This window comes from Cupriavidus numazuensis (assembly GCF_905397435.1).
GTDB lineage: Bacteria > Pseudomonadota > Gammaproteobacteria > Burkholderiales > Burkholderiaceae > Cupriavidus > Cupriavidus numazuensis.
In genome coordinates this window covers 54,783-75,985 of sequence record NZ_CAJPVI010000037.1, presented here as the reverse complement: position 1 = coordinate 75,985, position 21,203 = coordinate 54,783, and the positions used below count along the sequence as shown (strand labels likewise).

Genomic DNA, 21,203 nt, shown 5'->3' with positions numbered 1-21,203 from the left:
ACCGGGATGCAAAAGCAATGAACATGACAAAGCCCGCACTTCAGGACGCTGTTGATTACAGCCGCGCATTTGCCCATATGCCCGCCGCCATGATGATCACGCGACAGCGCATCATCATCGACTGCAATCTCGCCTTCGCGTCAATGTTCCGCGCCACACGGGAACAGCTCGTGGGACAGAGTGTGCGGGTGCTGTATCCGAACCAGGTCGATTTCGAACGATTCGGGAAGCGGGTGATTCCGATACTCGCGCAACACGGGCGTTTCACGGACTCGCGGCTAATGAAGCGCCTGGATGATGAGCTGTTCTGGGTCAACGTCGCGGGCGCGAGCGAGTATCGCGACGATCCCTACGCCGAAGCCCTATGGATGTTTGTGGAGATGGCCAATGACGACGGCGTCCCGGTTGGGCAGCCGAAAGCCAAAGGTGTGTGGCAGATCGATTCGCAGGCGCGCAGCGCGATGACTCGCCGTGAACGCGACGTGGCGACCCTCCTGATCGACAGCAAGACCGCGAAGGAGATCGGAAAAGCCCTTGGCATCAGTCCGCGGACCGTTGAGATCTACAGGAGCCGACTGTTGCGCAAGTTCAATGTGCCGAGCACCCCAGAGCTGATCGAGAAGCTGCTGTCCTGAGCATGGAAGGTGACGACCCGAAGGCGGCGAGACGATCGGCTCGCCGTCGTCGAGCCGGCTGAAGCCGGACCGGAAGTGTCCGCCGCTCCGCTGCCTCAAAACGCTCCGGGCCACTCGTCGGAGCGTTGAGGAGTTTCGAGCGTTGAGCCGGGCTGGTAAGGCTCGCCCGAGTCTCGCCAAAGACTAAATGAAAACCAGTGCGCCGCCGATTGCCAGTATGGCCACCATCGCCACTATCGCGCTGACCCAGAGCCTGTTAAGCCTGCTCGAGCGCCGCACGGGTCGACATATCGCTCGATCCGATCGATGAAATTCCCCCAGGCCACTGCTGTACAGCTTCTCCCAACGCATTTCCATCCTGTATCTCCCTTCTCTGCTGCTCAATTGTTCATTTTGTCGACTGCCTTTGCAATAGGGGATTGGCCGGGAATGGCGAGGCAAAGGCCAAGGCCTTACGCAGTTGGCTCTTGGCGAGGCAGGCGTCGGACGAATCAGGATGCCGTTAGTGGCAGGAGCGGCACCTGTTCAATTCCGGCACGCCGGCAGATTCCGGCTGAAAAAGGATGTCCTGGACAATGAAGCGCAAGGAAATCTCCAGCGCGGGCCTGCACTCGGAAACTCCGCCTCGTCGTGTGCCAAGGAATGCGATGCCCAGCGGCGAGAACACGCAGATGCGGCCGAGCGAAAAATCTGCTTCTTCCGGATAGCTGATAGTCCAGACCATTCTCTGGTGCCTCGACAGATCCACGCAGCAAAAAGTCGTGAACATGCTGATGGCATCCGCCGGAAACCTGGCGGCCGGTACGACATCCGCCGCCGATAGAAAGCGCGCCAACGCGGCGCTGTACTGCGGCCTCGCGGTGGCCATCCTGGCACGTGCCCTGAGTCGGCTTGCATCGAGTTCCGTGATGATTGGCTTCGTATTCATTGGACTCTCCATATCTGCGTCAGCGGGGGGTAAATCGGTAAGCGACCTTTTGCGCGCTGCCTTCAGGGCCGCACGTTCAACGCTCGGCAGAGCGATGCGTTGGCCTGCCGTCTGCCGTGACTTCCACTACGTTGATGTGCTTGCAGCGTGCGAGCCGTTGTGGAACGCGCGCGCTTGCGCGGAGTGATGGGTTTCACCACTAGCCATCTGCATCATGAGCGTCTGCAACGCGAGGATGTCCCGGGGCCTGTGCATCGCCAGCAACTGCATTGCGCATTCCCAGGAGCTGGGAAAGGCGCCGCGCACCCAATGAAGATTCCATCGCAGCAGCGTCTCGTACTGCGCGAATGCCGTCTCAGTAAGCCGCAGCACGTCTGCTGCGCCTCTGAGAACTTCAAGGTTGACTTGCCGGGCCACCGAGACCTGGGCAAACGGTAATCGATGCATGATCACGCTCCTGTCGCCATGCGCCGCGGCCGCCGGGGCCGATACGACGCTTCGACCCACGACACTCAATTGCAGAGCACCGTGCGCGAAAAGTGGAACTATGCACGCCTTGCGGCGTGTGTCCGTGCGATGTGCGACCTGACGTCCGGCTTGATGGAGAAAGGGCCGGCCATCAGCAATCGTGGTGACGCAGATGGGTTTGCAAGTCCGCGCAGGCAAAGCCGGGACAGGTCGCGAGGAGGGAGTTCCGGAGCCGGTCAGACGCGTAGTGCGTCCTGACCGGCTCCGGATTAATAGAGGCAGGCGAGACCTACGCCGTGGAGTGGCCGCCTGTTGGCAAGACGGCACGAAGTGGTCAGTGTGCGGGCGGTTTGGGATGGTGCGGCCGCAAACGGCAGGAACGGCTGCGCACTCAGGCTGCATGAGTACGATGTTTCGAAAGCGCGCACCGTGCTGTCCATCATCCAGGACCCTCTGAACAAGTTTGGGAACGAGGTTCAGGCCATCATATCCACTTCAGGAGAAAAGGGCACGACCTGCATGTTCAAATCCGCGCGGGGTTTACCCGGGGTTTCGGCAAGATGATGCGCGGCAACAGCCCGTGCGCGGGCATTCGAACGTGCAGGGCGATCGGCACGAACAAGCCGGCGTCGCCGCACCTGCTGTCCGGGTCTGTAGGTGGCGCGAAGCCGCGCAACTGTATGCCTCGTACCCCGTTGCCGCTGGCTATCATGGCTGCAACAGCTTCCCACGATGTCCCGGCTGCGCCCGCAAGGTGCCGGCACCCCATCAATCTTTGTGAGGCATCCATGGATTGCACCGAACAGGTTGAACACGACGGCTATGCCGCACGCAGCATCGTGCGGCACAAGGGCGGCCGGGCGAACCCCGCCACCGACAACGTGGCGGAAGAACTCCCGGTGGCACTGGTGTACAACGGCATCTCGCATGCCGTGATGATGGCCACGCCGCTGGATCTCGAAGCGTTTGCCGTGGGCTTCTCGCTGACCGAAGGCATCGTCAGCCACAATGCGCAAATCCATGACATCGACGTACGGGTCTACGCGCACAGTGCCGAAGTACACCTCCAGATCAGCGAACAGGCCTTCGCCGCGATGAGGGCGTGCAAGCGCGCGCTGGCCGGCCGCACAGGCTGCGGCGTTTGCGGCATCGAGAGCCTGGAACTGCTCGACCTTGAGCCCGCACGCATGCGCGCGCCCGCTACACGAATGGAGCCGACACGCGAGATGATCGGCCGTGCCGTCGCCGCACTGCCTTCGCATCAGCGGCTGATGCAAGAGACGGGCGGCGTCCATGCTGCAGCCTGGTGCGATGTCCGCGGTGAGATCTTGCATGTCTTCGAGGATGTCGGCCGCCACAATGGCCTGGACAAGCTGATCGGCCACTTGGCAATGCAGCGAGTCGCCATGGATCGTGGGTTCGTCTTCCTGTCCAGTCGTGCCAGCTATGAACTGGTACGCAAGGCCGCGCGCATGGACATCCAGATGCTGGCAACGATCTCGGCCCCCACATCGCTGGCGATCCGGATTGCCGAACAGGCTGGCCTGCGGCTGCTCAGTTTTTGCCGCAAGGACGGTTACGTTGAGTACACGGGCGCGGCCCTTGATGGCGCCTACGGTCCGGAAGTCCGGGCGTTGATGGAGGGAGAGGGGCCATGCTGACCTTCGACGAAGCGCAGGCAATCTTTGCGACAGCGGCCGAAGAACGTCGCCGCCTGCATGGTCATGCCCCATCTCCAGAATCCGCTCGGCTTCCAGATGCCTGACGAGAAGAAGCGCGCGCTGGTGGAAATGCTCACGAGCAAGGCGTATCAGCCGCCTACGAGCGACATCCGCACCGTCGGGTATTGCCGCTTGCCATTCGCGCGGCGCTCCTCTCTCAACTCCGAATAGCGGTCACCGCGAGCCTGCCATGCATCGCGGACGGCGTCCGCGATGGCTTCGGCCGGCCGGCTTGCCGCCAGTTGGCAGCGCAGGTCGATCGAGTCGGTCGCAAACAGGCACAGGAAGAGGCGACCGTCGACGGACACGCGCGCGCGGGTGCAATCGCCGCAAAAGGGGTGCGACACGCTGGAGATAAAGCCCACCTTCAGGCTGCCGTCCGCCAGCAGGAAGTTGCTTGCTGTTTCGCTGCTGCGCCGGACCACCGGGACCAGCGCATGCGCACGTTCGACGATCGCCCGGATCTCGTCGGAGGGCATCACGCGGGATCTCGACCATGCGCTCGGCCCCTCCACATCCATATATTCGATGAAACGTAGCGTTACGTCGCTACCGCGGAAGTGTTCGACCAATGGCAACACTTGCCCGTCATTGGTGCCGCGTTCGACCACGCAGTTGACTTTGACGGGTGCCAGGCCAGCCGCGCAGGCGGCATCGATGCCTTCGAGTACGCGCTGGACGGGAAAGTCCACATCGTTCATGGCGCGGAAGGTACGGTCGTCCAGGCTGTCCAGGCTGACTGTCACGCGCCTGAGCCCCGCGTCGCGCAGTGACCGTGCCTTGCGCGCCAGCAGGCTGCCGTTCGTGGTCATCGCCACTTCCACCGGCCGCCCCGTGGTCGAGCTCATGGAGGCAATGCCTTCCACCAAAGACTCGATTCCCTTGCGCAGCAGCGGCTCGCCACCGGTCAGGCGCACCTTCTCCACGCCAAGGCTGACAAAGCCACGCACGATCTGGAGCAGTTCGCGGTCGGACAGCCGTTGTCCGGGCGACAGGAACGGGTAGTCACGGCCAAATCGCTCCTTGGGCATGCAGTAAGTGCAGCGAAAGTTGCATTGATCGATTACCGACAGGCGCAGGTCCTTCAGCGGACGGTCGAGCTGGTCGCGGCAGGCGGCCGGTGCCAACACGGGCGGGGGATTCAACTGGCGACTGACGATAGGCGGAGGTGCAACAAGCGCTGCTTGCATGGAATTCTCCCTTAGGCGATGGCAGTCGGCGTGGCCCGGAGACCATGCCAATGCTGCCATGGTAGGAACGAAAGGCTGCGCGCGAAGGGTACAAATGGCGACTGCGGATAGCAGAACAGTTCTACTCGCCACTGTTCTCCCCGCTAAGGAAATGAACTGTACTGCTGCGTGATCCGTGGCTAAAGGTACAGTCGACCCATTCAGCGTTGCTGCAACCTGCTTTTTGACGCACAAGATAGAACGTCGCTTTGGCCGTCGCGCCTGCGCTGCCCGTATCCAACCTTGACATGCTCAGGAATGCCTGAGATGCACAGACCACGTCTCCAGGCCGCTCTGGGAGATGCAATCGTTTTCCCTTTCCAGAACGCCAATATCGACTTATCCGGTCGGCGTTCTTGCCGTGCGAAGAAGGTCGCGATGCATGACACGCAGACTCGCACGGAAGGCACTGAATGAATAGAAACTGTAAGTCAATCAACCTGGATGCGATCTCGCCGCCGTGCTCGCGCTTCGACCAGTGGCTGGTGGACGTAGGCGATGGAAAGACGACGCTGGCATTCGAGGAATGGCTTGTCCAACGCCTCGCCGCATCGGATGAGACCGAAGGCATGTCAATCTCCAGCATGCGCTTCCACCAAGGGCCCGTCGAGTTCGAACTGGTCCACGGGGCCAGCTACATGGCAGAGCATCCGCAGAAGGGCGTCCGTCACTTCAGGTGCATTCTTGACGGTCATTTTCCGATGATTTCGTTCTATCGTCCTGGCACTCCATTCCGATTTCCATGGGTCACCATGGCCCGCGTTTTTATCGCTGATGAACTGCGATCCCTGAAGCGGGTTGCGTGAGCTTTTGGAGCGAGACACCGCATATCGGTCGTTTTTTCGGTGCCCCCTTGCGGCCGCCGATGCTTGATCAGGAACAGAGTGCAAAGACCGGCGCGCGCGATAACTGTTCTGTTCACGGGACCGTGCAACTGTACTCCCGAGGGCTTATGTGGGTTGCCTACTATTCCGCTTAACGCATAGGCGTCGCATGCATAGCGAGTGTCCCAGTGCGGATGTGAAGTAGATAAGACGGTATGAGTCGTGGTCTGACTTGTACCGCCGCAGCGGGAAGTCGCAATGACTGTCAGTGTGGAAATGCGGCACGTCCCTTGTCTCTTCGCGACTTGCACACGACGCGGCGAAGCATTCCGCTGCATTCGAAGTGGATAGTCAGAAATGCGTAATCTGTGGCTCAGGAATCCTTCTCTCGCCTATGCTGCCTGGCAGAACCAGGAACGCGCCAGCGAAGCCGCCCGTGGCTTCGCGCCGCAGTCGATCATCCAGCATCGCGCCATGCTGGACAGATTCCATCGGCATCTCGTTTCCCACGGCGTCACGGTGGCGAACTTCAGTGGCAAGCATATCGAAGCGTTCTGGCTTCAGTCGGAGGCCACTTCTTACGCCGCGGAAACACGCACGCGTTATCTGCAATTGCTGAGTCGTCTATGCCGGTATCTTGTCGAGATTGGCCTCAGGGATGACAACCCCGCCGCCGATCTGATGAGTGATGCGGGCTGGTCAGGCCAGGGAAATCCTCCGCTGTATCTGCCGGAAGACGTCGACCTGCGGCTGCAGGACTTCGTCATGGCAGATGGTGGCGGCGATGCTGCCACCCTTCGCGTGCGAGCGGTCGTCGGCCTGTTTCTGGGTACCGGTATTACAGCTGCCGAAGGGCGGGCAGCGGCCTTGCACGATCTGCACCCTGCCGGCGATGCCCCTCACCTGGTTGCTGGCACCGGTCGCGGACGGCCTGCCAGGACTATTCCGTTGGAGGCGTTCGCTGTTGACGCCCTCGGTGCATGGAAAGCGCGGCGCCAGACGCTTCCGATTGGAGGCGACCTGCTTTTCGCCACGCGTGCCAGCGGAAAGCCTATTACCGACATGAGCCTCGGTAACATCGTTCGAGAGGCGTTCGACAGGATCGGCTATGAAGCCGCCGATATGAGTCCGCGGATCCTCAGAAATACATACTGTCGGCGCGCGCTGCTTGCCGGTATGCCCCGTGACCGCGTGTCGGAGTTGCTAGGCCTGTCAAGTCACCATACCTGCGACCGCATCATGGCCACAATCAGACCCCGACGAAACGGCAGCGCCGTGACGGATGCTCGGGACGGTGATGACGGTCATGCGACCGATTCGGCGTGCACAATGCTGTGATATGGAAGCCGACTGTGAAGGTGAAGGCAAACTGCAGGCGGGCCAGGTCCATCGCCGTCAAACTGTAGGTTTCCATGCTGATTTCGCCGCGCAAGGGTGGAAGGGCGGGCCGTTGCAAATCGACGAACGCAACGGGATTTCTCGAATATTCCTGCTCGCCTATTCTTGTATTGGTATCGTAATGCGAAGCATATATATGCGGCAAAAGTGCAGGTCGCAATTGCGTTTCTCGCTAGTGATCGATCTGATTTTTATATACGGTGAAAGAAATTTATATACGATGGAAAATGTGAGTGGGGGATTATTCACTTTCTTCCATCTTAAAATCTTTATTTGTAACAACGACGCTGTCGCGAACCGGGACGCGCTATCTTTACCTCCAGCCGAGCAACAGGCGAGAAAGGTGAGTCGATTTTCGACTCCTGGTTGTGCTGAATGCTTATGGGAGCAAGCATGGCTATTCGACGAGAAGTCCCCGGTATCCGGCCATACGACGGCCCCGCTGGCGGGTGGGGTGCGCTTCGCGCAACAACGCAGGCAATTCGCCTGCAGATGGAGAGCGTGAAGGCGCCCATCACGCTGCTTCGCACCAATCAGCCGGATGGCTTTGACTGTCCGGGATGCGCCTGGCCCGACAAGGAGCATCGGTCCACCTTCCAGTTTTGCGAGAACGGTGCCAAGGCCGTGACATGGGAGGCCACGACCAAGCGGGTGCCACCATCGTTCTTTGCGAGCAACACGGTGTCATCGTTGCTGCAGATGTCCGATTTTGAGCTCGAGGACATGGGGCGGATTACGCATCCAATGGTCTACGACCGTGCGACGGACACGTTTCGCGCGGTGGAGTGGGAGGACGCATTTGCACGGATCGGTGAGATTCTCCGCGGCTTGTCACCGGAGCAGGTTGACTTCTACACTTCCGGTCGGGCTTCCAATGAAGCTGCCTATCTGTTCCAGTTACTGGCACGGGAATACGGGACAAACAACTTTCCCGATTGCTCCAATATGTGCCACGAGCCGACCAGCGTTGGCTTGCCGCAGTCGATTGGCATTGGCAAGGGCACGGTCTCACTGGACGACTTCGATCATTGCGAGCTGATCATTTCGATCGGACATAATCCGGGTACCAATCACCCGCGCATGATGGGAACGTTGCATGAAGTATCGCGGCGGAATGTCCCGATTATCGTGTTCAATCCGCTGCGAGAACGCGCGTTGGAACGCTTCGCCGATCCCCAGAACTGGCTGGAAATGGCGACGTACGGATCGACCAGGATCGCGTCGACCTATTATCAGGTTGACGCAGGCGGGGATGCGGCCGCACTCAAGGGAATCATGAAGGCGCTTCTGGCCATGGACGCGGCCCAGGGAAATATCCTCGATCGCGATTTCATCGCCATCTACACCGAGGGCTTCGACGCATTCGCGGCCGACCTGGACACGACCTCATGGGAGGATATTGAGAAGGCAAGCGGTCTTGCCCGGGCGGACCTGGAGGCAGTCGCGAAACTCTATGCGGAGTCAAATGCGACCATCGTGACCTACGGCATGGGTGTCACCCAGCATTGCCGGGGTACCGCGAATGTCCGGCTGATTGCTGACTTGCTGTTCCTGCGTGGGAACTTCGGTAAGCCCGGTGCCGGTATATGTCCGTTGCGCGGGCATTCGAATGTACAGGGCAACCGGACGGTCGGCATTACGGAAAAGCCGTCGGAAGACTTCCTGAAGCGCATGGAGGACGTGTTCGGATTCTCTCTGCCTCGGGGGCATGGACGCGATGCCGTCAAGACTGCACAGGCCATGATCGACGGGAAGTGCAAAGCCCTGATATGCCTCGGCGGAAACTTCGCCGTGGCGCTACCGGATTCCGATCAGTCGTTCCCGGCGATGAAGACCCTCGACCTCAGTGTGCATCTTGGGACGAAGCTGAACCGGACACATTTGCTGGTTGCAAAAGAAACCTATCTTTTCCCGTGCCTGGGGCGGACTGAACTTGATGTGCAGGCCAACGGTCCGCAGTCGGTGACCGTCGAGGACTCGATGTCGATGGTCCACGCATCGGCCGGGAAGCTCACGCCGGCGTCCGAACAACTGCGTTCCGAGCCGGCGATCATCGCGGGCATAGCGCAGGCCACACTGCCGAACACAAAGGTGGCCTGGCCGGACCTGATTGCCGACTATGACAGGATCCGCGACCTGATCGAGAAGACGGTGCCGGGCTTTGATAGTTTCAATGACCGCATCCGCGTACCGGGTGGATTCCGTCTGCCGCTTCCGCCGACCGAGCGCAAATGGCCGACGCCTTCAGGCAAGGCGGTCTTCTCGGTGTATGGCGGGGTCAAGGAAGACGCAGATGTTCTTGGCGGGGAGAACGTCCTCCGCCTCATGACGATTCGCAGCCACGACCAGTACAACACCACGATCTATGCGCTGGATGACCGCTATCGCGGCGTGTTCGGGCGACGCGACGTGCTGTTCATGAATGAATCGGACATGACGGCGCGCGGTCTCGAGCATGGGGACGTCGTCGACATCGAGACTATCGTGACAGGCCGGCAACTTCGGCTGAAAGGGCTCACGGCGATCGCGTACGAGAATATCGTGCGGGGCTCGGTAGCAGCCTACTATCCGGAGGCAAACGTACTGGTTCCGCTCGACTATATCGACAAGGAAAGCGGTACACCGTCCTACAAGTCGATTCCCGTGCGCGTGGTGCGCGCGGAAGCGACATGAAGCCTGTCGGGAGTCGTTGATACTCGTCGGGCATGTGGAGCTCGCTCGCCCGTCATCAGCGGGCGGCGAGCTGCGCTTTCCGTCAAGGGAAAGATCAAAAGTAGTGTTCCCCGCGCCATGGTTATACATGCGCGTCCTTCCGTTGGCACTGATTTCGTTCCCCATCGTCGGGGACAAGACACTTCGCAATCGATCCAATGCCAGATAACACCCCTGAGCCCCAAGCCGTTTGCAGCCCGATTACACGTAGCGCGATCTTCATCGTCGCCACGCTTTCGCCAGGCGCGGAGTCCGCCGCTGTGGTGCGCGCCTGGTGCGCGGATGTCGCTGCTCTGGTTCGCGCTGTGGGAAAGCGTGTGCAGGGCGGCAACCTTTCTTGTGTCTGTGGTTTCGGATCGGAGGCGTGGGACCGCCTGTTCGGGCAGCCGCGACCGGCGTTGCTGCATCCGTTCCGCGAGTTTGGCAGCGGCGCTCGGCGTGCCATAGCCACGGCAGGGGACATCCTCCTGCATATTCGCGCGGACCAGATGGACCTGTGCTTCGAACTGGCGACCCAACTGACAGGCCGACTGGCAGGCGCCGTCGCGGTGGTCGACGAAGTGCATGGCTTCCGCTACTTCGACATGCGCAGCATGGTGGGATTCGTCGATGGCACGGAGAATCCCGTGGGCAACCAGGCGGTACTCTCGACCATCGTCGGCGACGAGGATCCGGCATTTGCAGGCGGAAGCTACGTGCTCGTGCAGAAGTACCTGCACAACATGGCGGCCTGGAATGACCTGACTGTCGAGGCTCAGGAGCGAATCATCGGCCGTACCAAGCTATCGGACATAGAACTCGATGCGGCGGTGAAGCCGTCGTGCTCGCACAGCTCTCTGACTACCATTGAGGAGGACGGCGCCGAGGTGAAGATTCTGCGTGACAACATGCCGTTCGGACAGCCCGGCAAGGGCGAGTTTGGCACGTTCTTCATCGGCTACGCACGCTCGCCGGCGCCGATTGAACAGATGCTCGAGAACATGTTCGTCGGGCGTCCGCCGGGAAACTATGATCGTTTGCTGGACTTCAGCCAGGCTATGACCGGCGCATTGTTCTTCGTTCCGTCGGCGCCGTTGCTGGAGGCGCTCGCCGAGCGCCGGCCCGACGGATCGCTGAGCATCGGCTCCCTCAAGAGCGCATCGGAATCCGATTGATTCGCCCGGCCGTCGCGGAGGCGCTCACAGGGCAATCTGCATCAGGGTGCCGGCGCCCATGGCGTTCAGGTTGAATGCTGCGGACGGGCGGACGGCAGCAGGGAGATCCGTCGCGCTAATGGGCAAGAACCCCAGGCGGGCGAAATAGCCCGAAGCGGTTCCAGTCTGAAGGACAATGGACTCGACACCTTGCTGCCGGATATCAGCGACGATGGCTGAAAGCATTAACTCGCCAAGACCTGCCGATCTCGCTCGTTGCGCAACGACGAGAGCCCGAAGCACTCCCGTCGTCTCATAACGCTCGACGCCAGCACAGCCAAGCAGCCCGGCATTGTCGCGCACCACGAGGTACTGGTTGATGCGATCGCGTACTCCCTCGATGGAAAGCGATGACGCGCGCAGCAGGGCTTCAACATCTGGCCAATCTTCTTCGGACGCATAGTGAGGGCGCATGATGCATTCCTTCATACAGGCGTTCCCGTATCCTACTTTTGCACGGCCGCTTTCGCTTTCAGGGATTCTTCTTACGTAGAGTTGCTATAGCTGCGAAGCAGCCATGCACCGGAATGCCATCTCGAGCCCTTATGGCGGGTTGTACCTCTCATTGACGCCGGACCAGGCGCTAGCCCCAAGTCAATGTGGCATCTTCAAGCATATGGCCAGGCAGGATGTAGTCGCCGTGCATGATGGCGAGTGATTCGAGTTCGCAGAGGCAGTCCTCGGCAAGTGCGGTCATATCGAACTTGCAGTACAGGTAGCGCTGGCGAAATGTGTGCTTCTCGCCGCGCAATCCTCGAACGAGGGCGTCTGGCGATTCCACTGCGATATGTTCGATGGTTCTGAACTGCACGGCTATGCCGCACTGCTGTCCAAGCCGACCAAGTTCCAAGGCATCTTCCCATGCCGTTTCGTAGTCCAGGTCAACCGTACCTCCCGCATGCGAACTGATGTGCTCGATCGCGCTGGCTCGATTTCGTGCAACGTATACGCTCATGGAGAGTCTCCCCCGAGGGAGTCCATCGTGATGAGAATATATCCACTAATGCTGAGGCTGTGCAACTGTGATCGAAGCTTCCACGTGCGCCGCATTTCTCCCCTCTCTCGGTTGCGGGAGGTGAGCGCCGGCGTCTGGCATGCATCGCAACGCCTCACTTCGTAGGAACTCTTTGCCTGCAACCATGGTCTCGCGTTGCGCCCGCGAATAACGCCTCATTTACCCGATGGCAAGCCTCGTAAATGCCCGTTGCAAAATCGAACAGAATGTCATGCGTCGCGCCGCTACAGTGATGACTCCCATGCCTGTAGGCATTCCAGGAGGTAATCGAATGAAGCAACATCTGGCGAAATCCCTGTTGATGGCTGGCGCGATGCTCGCGTCGTACCCACTGTTCGCGCAGCAGGTCCAGCCCATTCAGCCGACTCAGCCGATGCAATCCATCCAGCCGGCAGCGCCTGCAGCCCAGCCGATGCAAGGCGCACAGGCAATCCAGGCCGCACCGGCGGCAACCAACCCGGCAGCCGGAGCCATGCCCGCCGGCGGCAATACTTATGCTCAGACCGCTGCACAGCCGAGCCAGCCGGGCATGGCGCCCGCACCGGTCGACCCGACCGTCGCCGGCAGCCCGGGCCAGGGCATCGATCCGGCCAGCATGGGCCTGGCGCCTGATGCGCTCGGCACCCGCCTTGGCCAACGCAGCCCGTTCCTCGACGGGGCCTGAGCGGGCCACGTTACTCATGCCCGCACGCGGTTGCGCCTGAACGGTACCGACGCGCTTCCGGCGCTACGCAATGCATTGCGCGGCAAGCCGGGCAGCCGACCCCTCCATAACAGTGCGGCGCTACGCCGCCTGCGCGTCCCAACATGCGCACGCTGTCTTTCACATGCCGTCATGCGTGACCGCGCAAAAGCCTAAAGTCCGCGCTTGCCAAACTTCCTCGCCCTGAAGGCCTGAGCTTGTTGCCCTCTTGGTCAGCTTCGAACTGAGCAGGAGGGTTGAGCAGCCGACCGTATTCAGAAGTCCTTGCGTCGTTCTGGTATCGAAATGCCCCACGGCCTGCGGAGCCATGCACGGCGATCCATTCGCACCAGCATGTTCCTCGGGAAGTGGGGCGCTCTTGTTCGACAAATACGCCGTATAACGACTTATATGTCGGATTCCCCTGTTCATCTTCGTGCGAATCGGCCCTGCTTTGCCGCGCTGGCGCCATCGTGCCTGGCCTGATGACCTGTACCGCAATGCTCCGGAACGACATTGCGACGGCTGAACTGTGCATGGTCGACCAGGAGTTCACCTACACGCGGCCGTCGAGCCGCATTATCTGCAAGCGTCGACTGGGACTGCAATGTCGGAGCCGCGCCATCAACGCGAGCTGCTGCACATGGGCAATGCAGCAGGCGCGCGGAAGCCGCGCAGGTTTACCCTAGTACGCGACAACACAAGAGTTTGGGGTGTATCGCCCTACGGGTCCGGCGGGCTGAGTTTCTAGTATGGAACCACCGTGTGGCGCGAGAAACATGCAGCACGGTACCCGGGGCTTCTTGCCGGGACATGCGTCGCCGGACTGAATTCCGGCGATTCATCGGTACCACGCATCACCGCACTTCCGCTCTCCCAGCGCGACGACAGCCGTTCACCTAGTGGATGGCTGCGGGTGCGGTCGCACAAAAATTTCCAGGAGACAGCATGCTGCACGACCTTCCCGCGCGCCCCGAGACGATCCACTGGGGCTACTTCGATGCCACCAAGGCGCCCGCCCTGACCGTGAAAAGCGGTGACTTCATCCGGGCCGAGGCGGTGACCCACCACGCAGGGGACGCGCCCGACCTGATGATGGATGACGCCATCCGCGAGATCTACCGCAAGGTTCCCCATGACGATCGCCATCCGGGCGTCCATATCATGACCGGGCCGATCTACATCGAGGACGCAAAGCCCGGTGACGTGCTGGAGGTCCGCTATCTCCAGATGATCCCGCGCTTTCGCTTCGGCGCCAACGTGGCAGCGCACTGGGGCCAGCTCTACAAGGAATTCGAGAAGGAACGGGTCACCATCTATGAGCTCGACCAGCGCTCGAACACGGCGCACGCGCTGTACGCCTACGATTATCCCGGCAAGCTGACGGTCCCCGGCAAAGTCGTCGATGATCGTGAATGTTGCCGGCAGCCTGCGCTCGCTGGTGTCCGCGTGCCCGTGCGGCCGCATCTTGGCACGGCCGGTGTCGCACCCGACGCGGCAGGGCGCGTCAGTACGGTTGAGCCAGGCTTGCATGGCGGCAATATCGACAACTGGCGCATAGGCGCTGGCGCCACCATGTACTACCCGGTCCAGGTCGATGGCGCGCTGTTCTCGATCGGCGATCCGCATATTTCGCAGGGCGACGGCGAGGTCAGCGGCACGGCAATCGAAGCGTCGCTGAACGTGCTGTTCCAGGTGGTCTTGCGCAAGGACTTCCACTTCCCGTCGCCGCTGCTGGAGACGTCGGACTGCTGGGTGGTGCATGGCTTCCATGAAGACCTGGACGAGGCCGGCAAGAATGCGGCCCGCGACATGATCCGGCTGCTGACTGAACAGCAGGGCCTGTCGCGCGATGACGCCTATTCCCTGCTGAGCGTGTCAGCTGATTTTGGCGTGACGCAGGTCGTCGACGGCACGCAGGGCATCCACTGCACCATGCCACGTGCGATGTTCCCGCCGAAGGACAAGTCCTGAGTGGTTCACTGCTACCGCATCCATGCCGCGCGGAAACCACGTTGCCCGGGCGGCGGCGCCGGCGCGGCAATCCAACAGGAGAGAGAACCATGCAATACGTCTACATCGGGCGCAACGAGATCGTGGCGCTGTTCGTCGGCCTAGTCACCGGCACACTGTATTCCTGGCTGAACCTGCCGATCCCCGCGCCGAATGTGGTCGGCGGCATCTGCGCGATCCTGTTTACCTACCTGGGCTATCTGCTGGTGCATGCGTGGCGCAAGACCATCGCGTTCGGTCGGCCGCCCTCGCGCATTGCAGGCAATTCATGAGGCAACGACAACTATGATAGAAATCGCGTTGGGAACAACTGAGTTGCTGGCCGCAGCCGTTGGCCTGGTAACGGGTGTTGTCTACACTGCTGTTCGTGCGCCGATTCCCGCGCCGAATGTACTCGGCGGAATATTTGCCATATTCGGCACGTTCGCGGGATTCGTGCTGGTGGCCGCCATGCGCGGACAAGTACTGTTCGGATAGCGGGTCAAGGGAAATTGGCTTTGGATGTATCCAGGGAGGGCAACCGGTCCCGGTTGTCCGTCCTTTTCTCGTAGGGCAGAAAAACGGCCGGGGGGCTGAATTGCAACTGTTGCGCTTTTCCACGGAAGCCTATCCGCGCGACCGGCGCGGCGCCGCATGGCGTAACGAACTCAAGGCCACGGGCCTGCACTGCGAGAGCCTGTGCGCCGACCATACGCTGCACGGGACCATCCAGTCCAGGACCACACCCGCAGGCATCGGGCTGACTTGCATAGCGTCAGTACCTCAGACGCTTGCGATCGCTGCCGGCGGCGGTCGCGGACTGATGCTGCTGATGCTGGCGGAAGGCGAGGCGACGCTCGCCACCCCGGACCTGCGCCAGGCGCTGCGGGCCGGGCACGTCGTGTGTATCCCTGCTCATGCTGCGCCCAAGCTGGCGTTCGCCACTGGCTTCCGGCTACTGGTCGTGCATATTGCCGGTGCATTGCCGGGCGCGCGGATCGCCGCGCCCTTGCCGGCGGGCGTGCTGATGCTGGCCGGCGACGCGGCGGAACTTTTCGGTCGGTTGCTCCAGTCGCTGGCGGCCAGCTTTGATACGGTCGTGTCGGCGGATGCCAGGGCGATCCAGCCGTTCGAGAGCATGATCTTTGCATATCTGGCTGCGGCGCTTGCGGACAACCAGGCAGCCCCATCCGCCGGCATGACACCATCGAGCGCAGCCGTGTTCGCTCGTGTCTGCAGCCGCATCGACGCGCGGCTTTCCGAACCGGAACTCTGCCTTGCCGTCATCGCGGCGGACGAGCATATGTCGGCCCGCTACCTGCAGAAGCTATTCGAGAAGTCGGGCAGCAGCTTTTCGTCCTACCTGCGCACCAGCCGACTCGAGCGCTGCCGGGCCGACCTGGCGAACCCCCAGTATGACAAGCTATCGGTCTCCGACATCTGCTATCGATGGGGCTTCAATGACCCGTCTTACTTCAGCCACGCCTTCCGCGAGCAGTTCGGGATCTCGCCGCGCGGCTATCGTGACCAGATGACGATCGCACCGGCCCCCCATCCACCGCAGAACATATCGCGCGGTTTTCCGCTCAGTTCGCAGGTCGGGCCGACCCATGACGGCCAGTCGGCACGGCCGCGGAGGCCGGCCACCGTGGTGCCCATTGCGCAGGCGCGCTCGCATGCTGCGCAGCCCGAGCGCCGGCACCACTGGTTGCAGGCCACGGACAAGACCGTGCACTGGGGCTACCTGAGCCACGAGTTGGCACCGGTGCTTGAGGTGGCCTCAGGCGACACGGTCACCATCGAGACGCTGACGCAGCATGCTTCGGACGACCGCGAACGCATGATCGACGGCGACCCCGGTGCCGAGAGCGTATTCCATTGGACCGCGGAGCAGAAAAACGTCAACCGGCGCGGTGCCGGCCCGATCGACGCGTCGGTCTACGGACGCGGTGCAGGCGAAGGCTTCGGCGTCCATATCTGCACCGGGCCGGTCGCGGTGCGCGGCGCCATGCCCGGCGATGTGCTGGAGGTGCGCATTCTCGACATCCGGCTGCGTCCGTGCGCCAATCCGCATTTCGCGGGCAGAGCTTTCGGCAGCAACGCCGCGACCTGGTGGGGCTTCCACTACCGCGACATGTTGACCGAGCCGCGCGAGCGCGAGGTGGTGACGGTCTTCGAGATCGATTGCGAGCGTGCCGATGGCCGCGCACGCGCGGTCTACAGCTTCCGCTGGACGCCGCAGCGCGATCCTTTCGGCGTATTGCATCCCACCATCGATTACCCGGGTGTGCCGGTCGATCATGCGACCATCGTCAAGGGCTACGACGTACTGCGCGATGTCGAGATACCGGTCCGTCCGCATTTCGGCGTCATCGCGGTGGCCCCGGCGCAGGACGGGCTGATTGATTCCATCCCGCCGTCAAGCTTTGCCGGCAACCTCGACAACTGGCGCGTTACGCGCGGCGCCAGTGTCTACCTCAGGGTGGCGGTGCCTGGCGCGCTGCTGTCGATCGGAGATCCGCATGCGTCTCAGGGCGACTCGGAACTGTGCGGAACCGCCATCGAATGCTCGCTGACGGGCGACTTCCAGCTTGTGCTCCACAAGAGCACGATGATCGAGCGCGGTGCGCCGTTTGCCGACCTGAGCTATCCGTTGGTGGAGACCGCGGACGAGTGGATCCTGCACGGCTTCAGCTCGCCGAATCACCTGGCCGAACTGGGCCAGATGGCGCAGAGCCATATCTACCAGAAATCGACACTCGACGATGCCATGCGCGACGCCTTCCGCAAGGCGCGCCGGTTCCTCATGACGGTCAAGGGGCTCAGCGAGGACGAGGCGGTCACGCTGATCTCCGTTGCCGTCGACTTCGGCATCACCCAAGTCGTCAATGGCAACTGGGGTGTGCATGCCATCATCCGGAAATCATTATTCACCGGCCCCCCTTGATGGCCCTCCACAGAGAGGGCCCAGGACTACACCTTGCTTCGCAAGGAGCTCACACCTTGGCACAGTGTGGATTCAGTCCAGAGAAATCTTGGCGTGGTCGATCACCACACCCCAGCGCTTGCCTTCCTTCTCCATAAGATGAGCCATATCTGCACTGGATCCGGGGTAAGGTCGGGCACCTTGTTCCGCCAGTTGTGAAATGAAGCGCTTGTCCTTGGTCACGGTCAGAAGCGTATCCTGAAGCTTCTTCACTACCTCCGGTTTGGTGCCAGCAGGTGCCATGAGACCGTACCACGATTCGACGACCGCATCTTTTACACCGGCTTCAGCAAAGGTGGGCACGTCGGGAATCGCTGGATCGCGCTTTTCGCTAGCGACAGCCAACAGACGGACCTTGCCTGCCTTTGCAAACGGGAGCACGTTCGGCAAATTGGCGAACATGAGTTGTACTTGGCCCGAAAGCAAGTCGACCCCTGCAGGGCCAGCGCCCTTGTACGGTACGTGTACGAAGTTGACTCCCGTTCGGGACATGAATAGTTCACCGATGAGGTGATTGATGGAACCTGTCCCCGCCGAGGCCATATTCAGTTTTCCGGGATTCGCCTTCGAAATCGAGCCTGGGCGTGAATGGCTTCAACAGCCAGCTTGGCACAACGAACGAGGCCGTAGAATCGGGCGCAAATCAACTCGGTGCGGTTGTGGGCGTTCGACATAAGTTCTGAGGCAACCGAGCGGTCCGCGTCTATGTGGGACATACCTACACCGGACGTGGGACGCGTGTCGCGTCGCCACGACATGGCGTCGTGGCCGACGCGGTTCGCTTGAAGGATCGGCTTCGAAGCATGCCGGAAACGCGTGGTGTCGTGCCATACTCTCCGCATTTCAAGCCGAGCCGGGGGGCATATGAAGCAAGAGGATCTGTCCGTGCGCCACCAACGATTGTGGGGCCAGGCCAGGATAGCAGTCATCGGTATCGCTTGGTCCTCAGTGTTTCCAGCGCTTGCGGCTACGCCCTCGCGAATCGCCGACGTTACGCTCTATCCGGACAGCGCTACCGTCGTGCGCGTTGCCACAGTCGCGCCGGGTGCTCGCACGGTAGAACTGAGCTGTCTGCCCGCGACGTTCGATCCCCAAAGCCTCCGTGTCGAGCCGGGAAGCGGCATCCGTGTCGGTGACGTCCGCACAGAAACGATCTCACGCGAAGGCGCAATCGGCTGCGCGATGAACTCGCTCGACACGCAGATCCGCGCGCTTGAAGATCAGCGCTTGACGTTGGACACGCAAATTCGCGCCAACGAACTTTCCGTCAGTTACCTCAAGGCAGTCAGCGAGCGCCCCGGCGCCGATGGGCGTACGGTTGCCGTCGATTCTACCGCGCTGGCAAAGTCCGTCGATGCGCTCACTCGGACGGCGCAGGATATCTTTTCCCGCCAGGAGCAACTCAAGCGGCGCGATGCAGAACTGAAGAGTCGGCTTGATGCGCTGCAGACAAATCGCAACAAGGCGCAATTCGATACGGTGCGCACCCTGCATATTGCCGTAGCCGCGCCGCAAGGCGGCGACATCCGTGTCAGCTACCAGACATCGGCCGCAGGCTGGCGCCCCGTGTATCAAGCGAACCTTGATCCTGCCAGATCGAATGTCGTGATCGAACGCCAGGCCACCGTCGCGCAGGCAACTGGCGAAGACTGGCGCGGCGTGCGGCTGCGCCTTTCTACTGGGCAGCCTCGTAGCGGGGTGCGTGGCCCGGAACCACACACGTGGCATGTCAACGTGGTGCCACTGCAACCTGCAGGGCGCGCTCATGAAATGGCGCCCGCTCCGGCACCGGCTCCAGCGGCTGCAGCGGCGGGCAGGTATGGTTTGAGCAGCGGCTCGAATCTGTTCGAGGTGGCTACCGTCCAGACCGACTTCGCCACCGAGTTCGAATTGCCCGGTACCGTGGAGCTCCCGACGGACGCGCAGAAGGTAACGTTTTCACTCGCTACGCAGGCATTGCCGGCGACGCTGCTGGCGCGCAGTACGCCACGTCTTGACAGGTCGGCCTACCTGATTGCCATGGTGGATCGCCCTGAGGGCGTCTGGCCTGCCGGCAACATGCAATTGCGTCGCGATGGTGCCACGGTGGGCACTTCATCATGGAACCCAGCTAGCGGCGATCAGCGGATCGCCTTGTCCTTTGGCAAAGACGATTTGGTCAGTGTCTCGGCCGAATCGCCAAGGACATTCCAGCGAAGCGTCGGCCTGCTCGACAATCGCAGCGAGCGCCAGTATGGGTCCACCTATACCGTGCGCAGCCGGCACCGCAATCCGATCGATATCGAGATCCTGGAGGCGATGCCTGTAAGTCAGGCTGAAGACATCAAGGTGACGGCGCGATTCAGTCCGGAACCGGCATCGCGAGATTGGGAGCACCGTGAAGGCGTGATCGCTTGGCAGCAGACGCTGAAGCCAGGTGAGAGCGCGCGCTTTTCTGCAGACTATCTCATCACGTTCCCCAAGGATGCACGTGTAAGCGGGCTGCGATAGACACCGTCGCCCGCACTTCGGCGAGGAGCCGAAAAAATAGGTTCTTCGACGAATTGTGGGGTTGTCGTTCTTGGCGGGCGCGGCTGTTTCGCCGGCTACGCCGGCGAGTCACTTTTTGTCCGAGCGACAAAAGTAACCAAAAAGCGCGTTGCTGCTGGCCATCAATTCCACGGCGGCAGTCGTTCAAACGGCTTTGGACGCCTGCGATGGTGGTCAGCCGTTCCAACCTGCTAACGCTATGTGAGTCAGAACCTGTGCCTGGCGCGGCACGATTTTTGGACGATCCCCAAGACGGACTCGGGTGCAGCGTTTCAACCCGGTCAGTGGTGGGACGCCTTCGGCTGCGCTGCGCGCACGGCGTCGTCTGGGCGCAAGCTCATCAGCGTCGCCGGCGCCGGAGTCCCAGTTTCCGATTTCCTTCCTCTACGCGCATGCAATGCGCCCAAGGCCTCGTCACTGAGGCGAGGTTAGGACTAGACCTCAGCGGCCTTACTCCGAGCCGCGCGTAGCGCAGCCGTAGGCGTCCCCGTGAGGGCGTTGTTAGAAGGGACCACTCCGTAATCCGGGTTCGCTCGTACGCGCTGTCCCATCCTAATCATCTACGCGGCAGGCAGTCCAGCGGTCCTCTGATGCAACAATGGCATTGAGCTCTGGATTGACCACGTAAACGCGCTTTTGCCTCCTTTTGTCGCTCGGACAAAAGGAGGTCGCCGGCTACGCCGGCGAAACAGCCGCGCCAGCGAAGATCGACAACCCACCCCCAACGAGAAGCCCCATCGGCTACGCCGGCGAAACAGCAGCGCATGCCAAGAACGATACCCCCGCAATTCGGCGATGACCCAAAAAACAACCCGGCCGCCAGGGCCGGGTTCAAGCTCCATCAACAACTGAGCGTGACAGAGGTGGAGACAGCGCCAGTCCCTCATGCGT

The 21,203-nt window shown here is 61.4% G+C and carries 18 protein-coding genes and 1 pseudogene; 13 read left to right on the top strand and 6 right to left on the bottom strand.

Going from position 1 to position 21,203, the window contains the following annotated elements; genetic code table 11:
- Window positions 1–23: 23 nt before the first annotated feature.
- On the top strand, window positions 24–635 hold the full coding sequence (locus KHO41_RS26335) for a LuxR C-terminal-related transcriptional regulator (protein ID WP_211956194.1): 612 nt from the start codon (window positions 24–26) through the stop codon (window positions 633–635).
- 502 nt (window positions 636–1,137) lie between these two features.
- Here the strand turns inward: KHO41_RS26335 and KHO41_RS26330 are convergent.
- Together KHO41_RS26330 and KHO41_RS26325 are read right to left on the bottom strand one after the other, a co-directional pair.
- Window positions 1,138–1,575 carry a GreA/GreB family elongation factor gene (locus tag KHO41_RS26330; protein ID WP_211956193.1) on the bottom strand — a complete coding sequence of 146 codons (438 nt, stop codon included), beginning with the start codon at window positions 1,573–1,575 and terminating at the stop codon, window positions 1,138–1,140.
- A gap of 114 nt (window positions 1,576–1,689) precedes the next feature.
- Window positions 1,690–2,010, bottom strand: coding sequence for a hypothetical protein (locus KHO41_RS26325; RefSeq protein ID WP_211956192.1), 321 nt, complete (start codon window positions 2,008–2,010; stop codon window positions 1,690–1,692).
- Window positions 2,011–2,819: 809 nt separating this feature from the next.
- On the opposite strand from KHO41_RS26325, the gene fdhD reads away from it, so the two are divergent.
- Window positions 2,820–3,692 (top strand): formate dehydrogenase accessory sulfurtransferase FdhD, encoded by an 873-nt coding sequence (gene fdhD, locus KHO41_RS26320; RefSeq protein ID WP_211956191.1) that lies wholly within the window; start codon window positions 2,820–2,822, stop codon window positions 3,690–3,692.
- A gap of 149 nt (window positions 3,693–3,841) precedes the next feature.
- Here the strand turns inward: fdhD and moaA are convergent, their stop codons facing one another.
- On the bottom strand, window positions 3,842–4,942 hold the full coding sequence (moaA, locus tag KHO41_RS26315) for a GTP 3',8-cyclase MoaA (RefSeq protein WP_211956190.1): 1,101 nt from the start codon (window positions 4,940–4,942) through the stop codon (window positions 3,842–3,844).
- A 452-nt stretch (window positions 4,943–5,394) separates the two neighbouring features.
- On the opposite strand from moaA, the gene KHO41_RS26310 reads away from it, so the two are divergent.
- The 5 genes from KHO41_RS26310 to KHO41_RS26290 all read left to right on the top strand — a co-directional run bounded on the left by KHO41_RS26310 (window position 5,395) and on the right by KHO41_RS26290 (window position 11,069).
- Window positions 5,395–5,787, top strand: coding sequence for a hypothetical protein (locus tag KHO41_RS26310; protein ID WP_211956189.1), 393 nt, complete (start codon window positions 5,395–5,397; stop codon window positions 5,785–5,787).
- Between the two features lie 375 nt (window positions 5,788–6,162).
- Complete coding sequence (locus KHO41_RS26305; protein WP_211956188.1) at window positions 6,163–7,143, top strand: tyrosine-type recombinase/integrase; 981 nt, start codon at window positions 6,163–6,165, stop codon at window positions 7,141–7,143.
- A 1-nt stretch (window position 7,144) separates the two neighbouring features.
- The gene (locus tag KHO41_RS26300) at window positions 7,145–7,708 is read left to right on the top strand and encodes a hypothetical protein (protein ID WP_211956218.1); all 564 of its coding nucleotides are present in this window, start codon (window positions 7,145–7,147) and stop codon (window positions 7,706–7,708) included.
- A complete protein-coding gene (locus KHO41_RS26295; RefSeq protein ID WP_211956187.1) occupies window positions 7,597–9,876 on the top strand; it encodes an FdhF/YdeP family oxidoreductase in 2,280 nt (759 codons plus the stop codon). The genes KHO41_RS26300 and KHO41_RS26295 overlap by 112 nt, the downstream gene beginning before the upstream one ends.
- Before the next feature lie 197 nt (window positions 9,877–10,073).
- Window positions 10,074–11,069, top strand: a complete 996-nt coding sequence (locus tag KHO41_RS26290) for a Dyp-type peroxidase (protein ID WP_211956186.1) — start codon at window positions 10,074–10,076, stop codon at window positions 11,067–11,069.
- 24 nt (window positions 11,070–11,093) lie between these two features.
- On the opposite strand, the gene KHO41_RS26285 is transcribed toward KHO41_RS26290, so the two are convergent.
- Both KHO41_RS26285 and KHO41_RS26280 read right to left on the bottom strand, forming a co-directional pair.
- Window positions 11,094–11,537: a GNAT family N-acetyltransferase gene (locus KHO41_RS26285; RefSeq protein WP_244874030.1), complete on the bottom strand. Its 444-nt coding sequence runs from the start codon at window positions 11,535–11,537 to the stop codon at window positions 11,094–11,096.
- A 154-nt stretch (window positions 11,538–11,691) separates the two neighbouring features.
- Complete coding sequence (locus KHO41_RS26280; protein WP_211956185.1) at window positions 11,692–12,063, bottom strand: PHA-granule associated protein 4; 372 nt, start codon at window positions 12,061–12,063, stop codon at window positions 11,692–11,694.
- Window positions 12,064–12,394: 331 nt separating this feature from the next.
- Here KHO41_RS26280 and KHO41_RS26275 point away from each other — a divergent pair, with 331 nt between their 5' ends.
- The 5 genes from KHO41_RS26275 to KHO41_RS26255 all read left to right on the top strand — a co-directional run bounded on the left by KHO41_RS26275 (window position 12,395) and on the right by KHO41_RS26255 (window position 17,744).
- Entirely contained in the window at window positions 12,395–12,787 is a 393-nt protein-coding gene (locus KHO41_RS26275; protein WP_211956184.1) for a hypothetical protein, read from the top strand.
- 966 nt (window positions 12,788–13,753) lie between these two features.
- A complete protein-coding gene (locus KHO41_RS26270; protein ID WP_211956183.1) occupies window positions 13,754–14,779 on the top strand; it encodes an acetamidase/formamidase family protein in 1,026 nt (341 codons plus the stop codon).
- A gap of 89 nt (window positions 14,780–14,868) precedes the next feature.
- Window positions 14,869–15,090, top strand: a complete 222-nt coding sequence (locus tag KHO41_RS26265) for a XapX domain-containing protein (RefSeq protein ID WP_211956182.1) — start codon at window positions 14,869–14,871, stop codon at window positions 15,088–15,090.
- A 13-nt stretch (window positions 15,091–15,103) separates the two neighbouring features.
- Window positions 15,104–15,295: a DUF1427 family protein gene (locus tag KHO41_RS26260; RefSeq protein WP_211956181.1), complete on the top strand. Its 192-nt coding sequence runs from the start codon at window positions 15,104–15,106 to the stop codon at window positions 15,293–15,295.
- 100 nt (window positions 15,296–15,395) lie between these two features.
- Window positions 15,396–17,744 carry an acetamidase/formamidase family protein gene (locus tag KHO41_RS26255; RefSeq protein WP_211956180.1) on the top strand — a complete coding sequence of 783 codons (2,349 nt, stop codon included), beginning with the start codon at window positions 15,396–15,398 and terminating at the stop codon, window positions 17,742–17,744.
- Between the two features lie 72 nt (window positions 17,745–17,816).
- Here KHO41_RS26255 and KHO41_RS26250 read toward each other — a convergent pair.
- Window positions 17,817–18,353: pseudogene (locus KHO41_RS26250) on the bottom strand (Bug family tripartite tricarboxylate transporter substrate binding protein); the annotation flags it as partial.
- 294 nt (window positions 18,354–18,647) lie between these two features.
- Here KHO41_RS26250 and KHO41_RS26245 point away from each other — a divergent pair.
- Entirely contained in the window at window positions 18,648–20,273 is a 1,626-nt protein-coding gene (locus KHO41_RS26245) for a DUF4139 domain-containing protein (RefSeq protein WP_211956179.1), read from the top strand.
- Window positions 20,274–21,203 lie beyond the last annotated feature (930 nt).

What these genes read in the sequence shown, in the direction of transcription:
- KHO41_RS26330 (WP_211956193.1), bottom strand. Translation starts at nt 1,575, where the DNA reads ATGGAGAGTCCAATGAATACGAAGCCAATCATCACGGAACTCGATGCA.
- moaA (WP_211956190.1), bottom strand. Translation starts at nt 4,942, where the DNA reads ATGCAAGCAGCGCTTGTTGCACCTCCGCCTATCGTCAGTCGCCAGTTG.
- KHO41_RS26295 (WP_211956187.1), top strand. Translation starts at nt 7,597, where the DNA reads ATGGCTATTCGACGAGAAGTCCCCGGTATCCGGCCATACGACGGCCCC.
- KHO41_RS26285 (WP_244874030.1), bottom strand. Translation starts at nt 11,537, where the DNA reads ATGAAGGAATGCATCATGCGCCCTCACTATGCGTCCGAAGAAGATTGG.
- KHO41_RS26325 (WP_211956192.1), bottom strand. Translation starts at nt 2,010, where the DNA reads ATGCATCGATTACCGTTTGCCCAGGTCTCGGTGGCCCGGCAAGTCAAC.
- KHO41_RS26270 (WP_211956183.1), top strand. Translation starts at nt 13,754, where the DNA reads ATGCTGCACGACCTTCCCGCGCGCCCCGAGACGATCCACTGGGGCTAC.
- KHO41_RS26275 (WP_211956184.1), top strand. Translation starts at nt 12,395, where the DNA reads ATGAAGCAACATCTGGCGAAATCCCTGTTGATGGCTGGCGCGATGCTC.
- KHO41_RS26335 (WP_211956194.1), top strand. Translation starts at nt 24, where the DNA reads ATGACAAAGCCCGCACTTCAGGACGCTGTTGATTACAGCCGCGCATTT.
- KHO41_RS26310 (WP_211956189.1), top strand. Translation starts at nt 5,395, where the DNA reads ATGAATAGAAACTGTAAGTCAATCAACCTGGATGCGATCTCGCCGCCG.
- KHO41_RS26260 (WP_211956181.1), top strand. Translation starts at nt 15,104, where the DNA reads ATGATAGAAATCGCGTTGGGAACAACTGAGTTGCTGGCCGCAGCCGTT.
- fdhD (WP_211956191.1), top strand. Translation starts at nt 2,820, where the DNA reads ATGGATTGCACCGAACAGGTTGAACACGACGGCTATGCCGCACGCAGC.
- KHO41_RS26280 (WP_211956185.1), bottom strand. Translation starts at nt 12,063, where the DNA reads ATGAGCGTATACGTTGCACGAAATCGAGCCAGCGCGATCGAGCACATC.
- KHO41_RS26305 (WP_211956188.1), top strand. Translation starts at nt 6,163, where the DNA reads ATGCGTAATCTGTGGCTCAGGAATCCTTCTCTCGCCTATGCTGCCTGG.
- KHO41_RS26265 (WP_211956182.1), top strand. Translation starts at nt 14,869, where the DNA reads ATGCAATACGTCTACATCGGGCGCAACGAGATCGTGGCGCTGTTCGTC.
- KHO41_RS26245 (WP_211956179.1), top strand. Translation starts at nt 18,648, where the DNA reads ATGAAGCAAGAGGATCTGTCCGTGCGCCACCAACGATTGTGGGGCCAG.
- KHO41_RS26300 (WP_211956218.1), top strand. Translation starts at nt 7,145, where the DNA reads ATGGAAGCCGACTGTGAAGGTGAAGGCAAACTGCAGGCGGGCCAGGTC.
- KHO41_RS26290 (WP_211956186.1), top strand. Translation starts at nt 10,074, where the DNA reads ATGCCAGATAACACCCCTGAGCCCCAAGCCGTTTGCAGCCCGATTACA.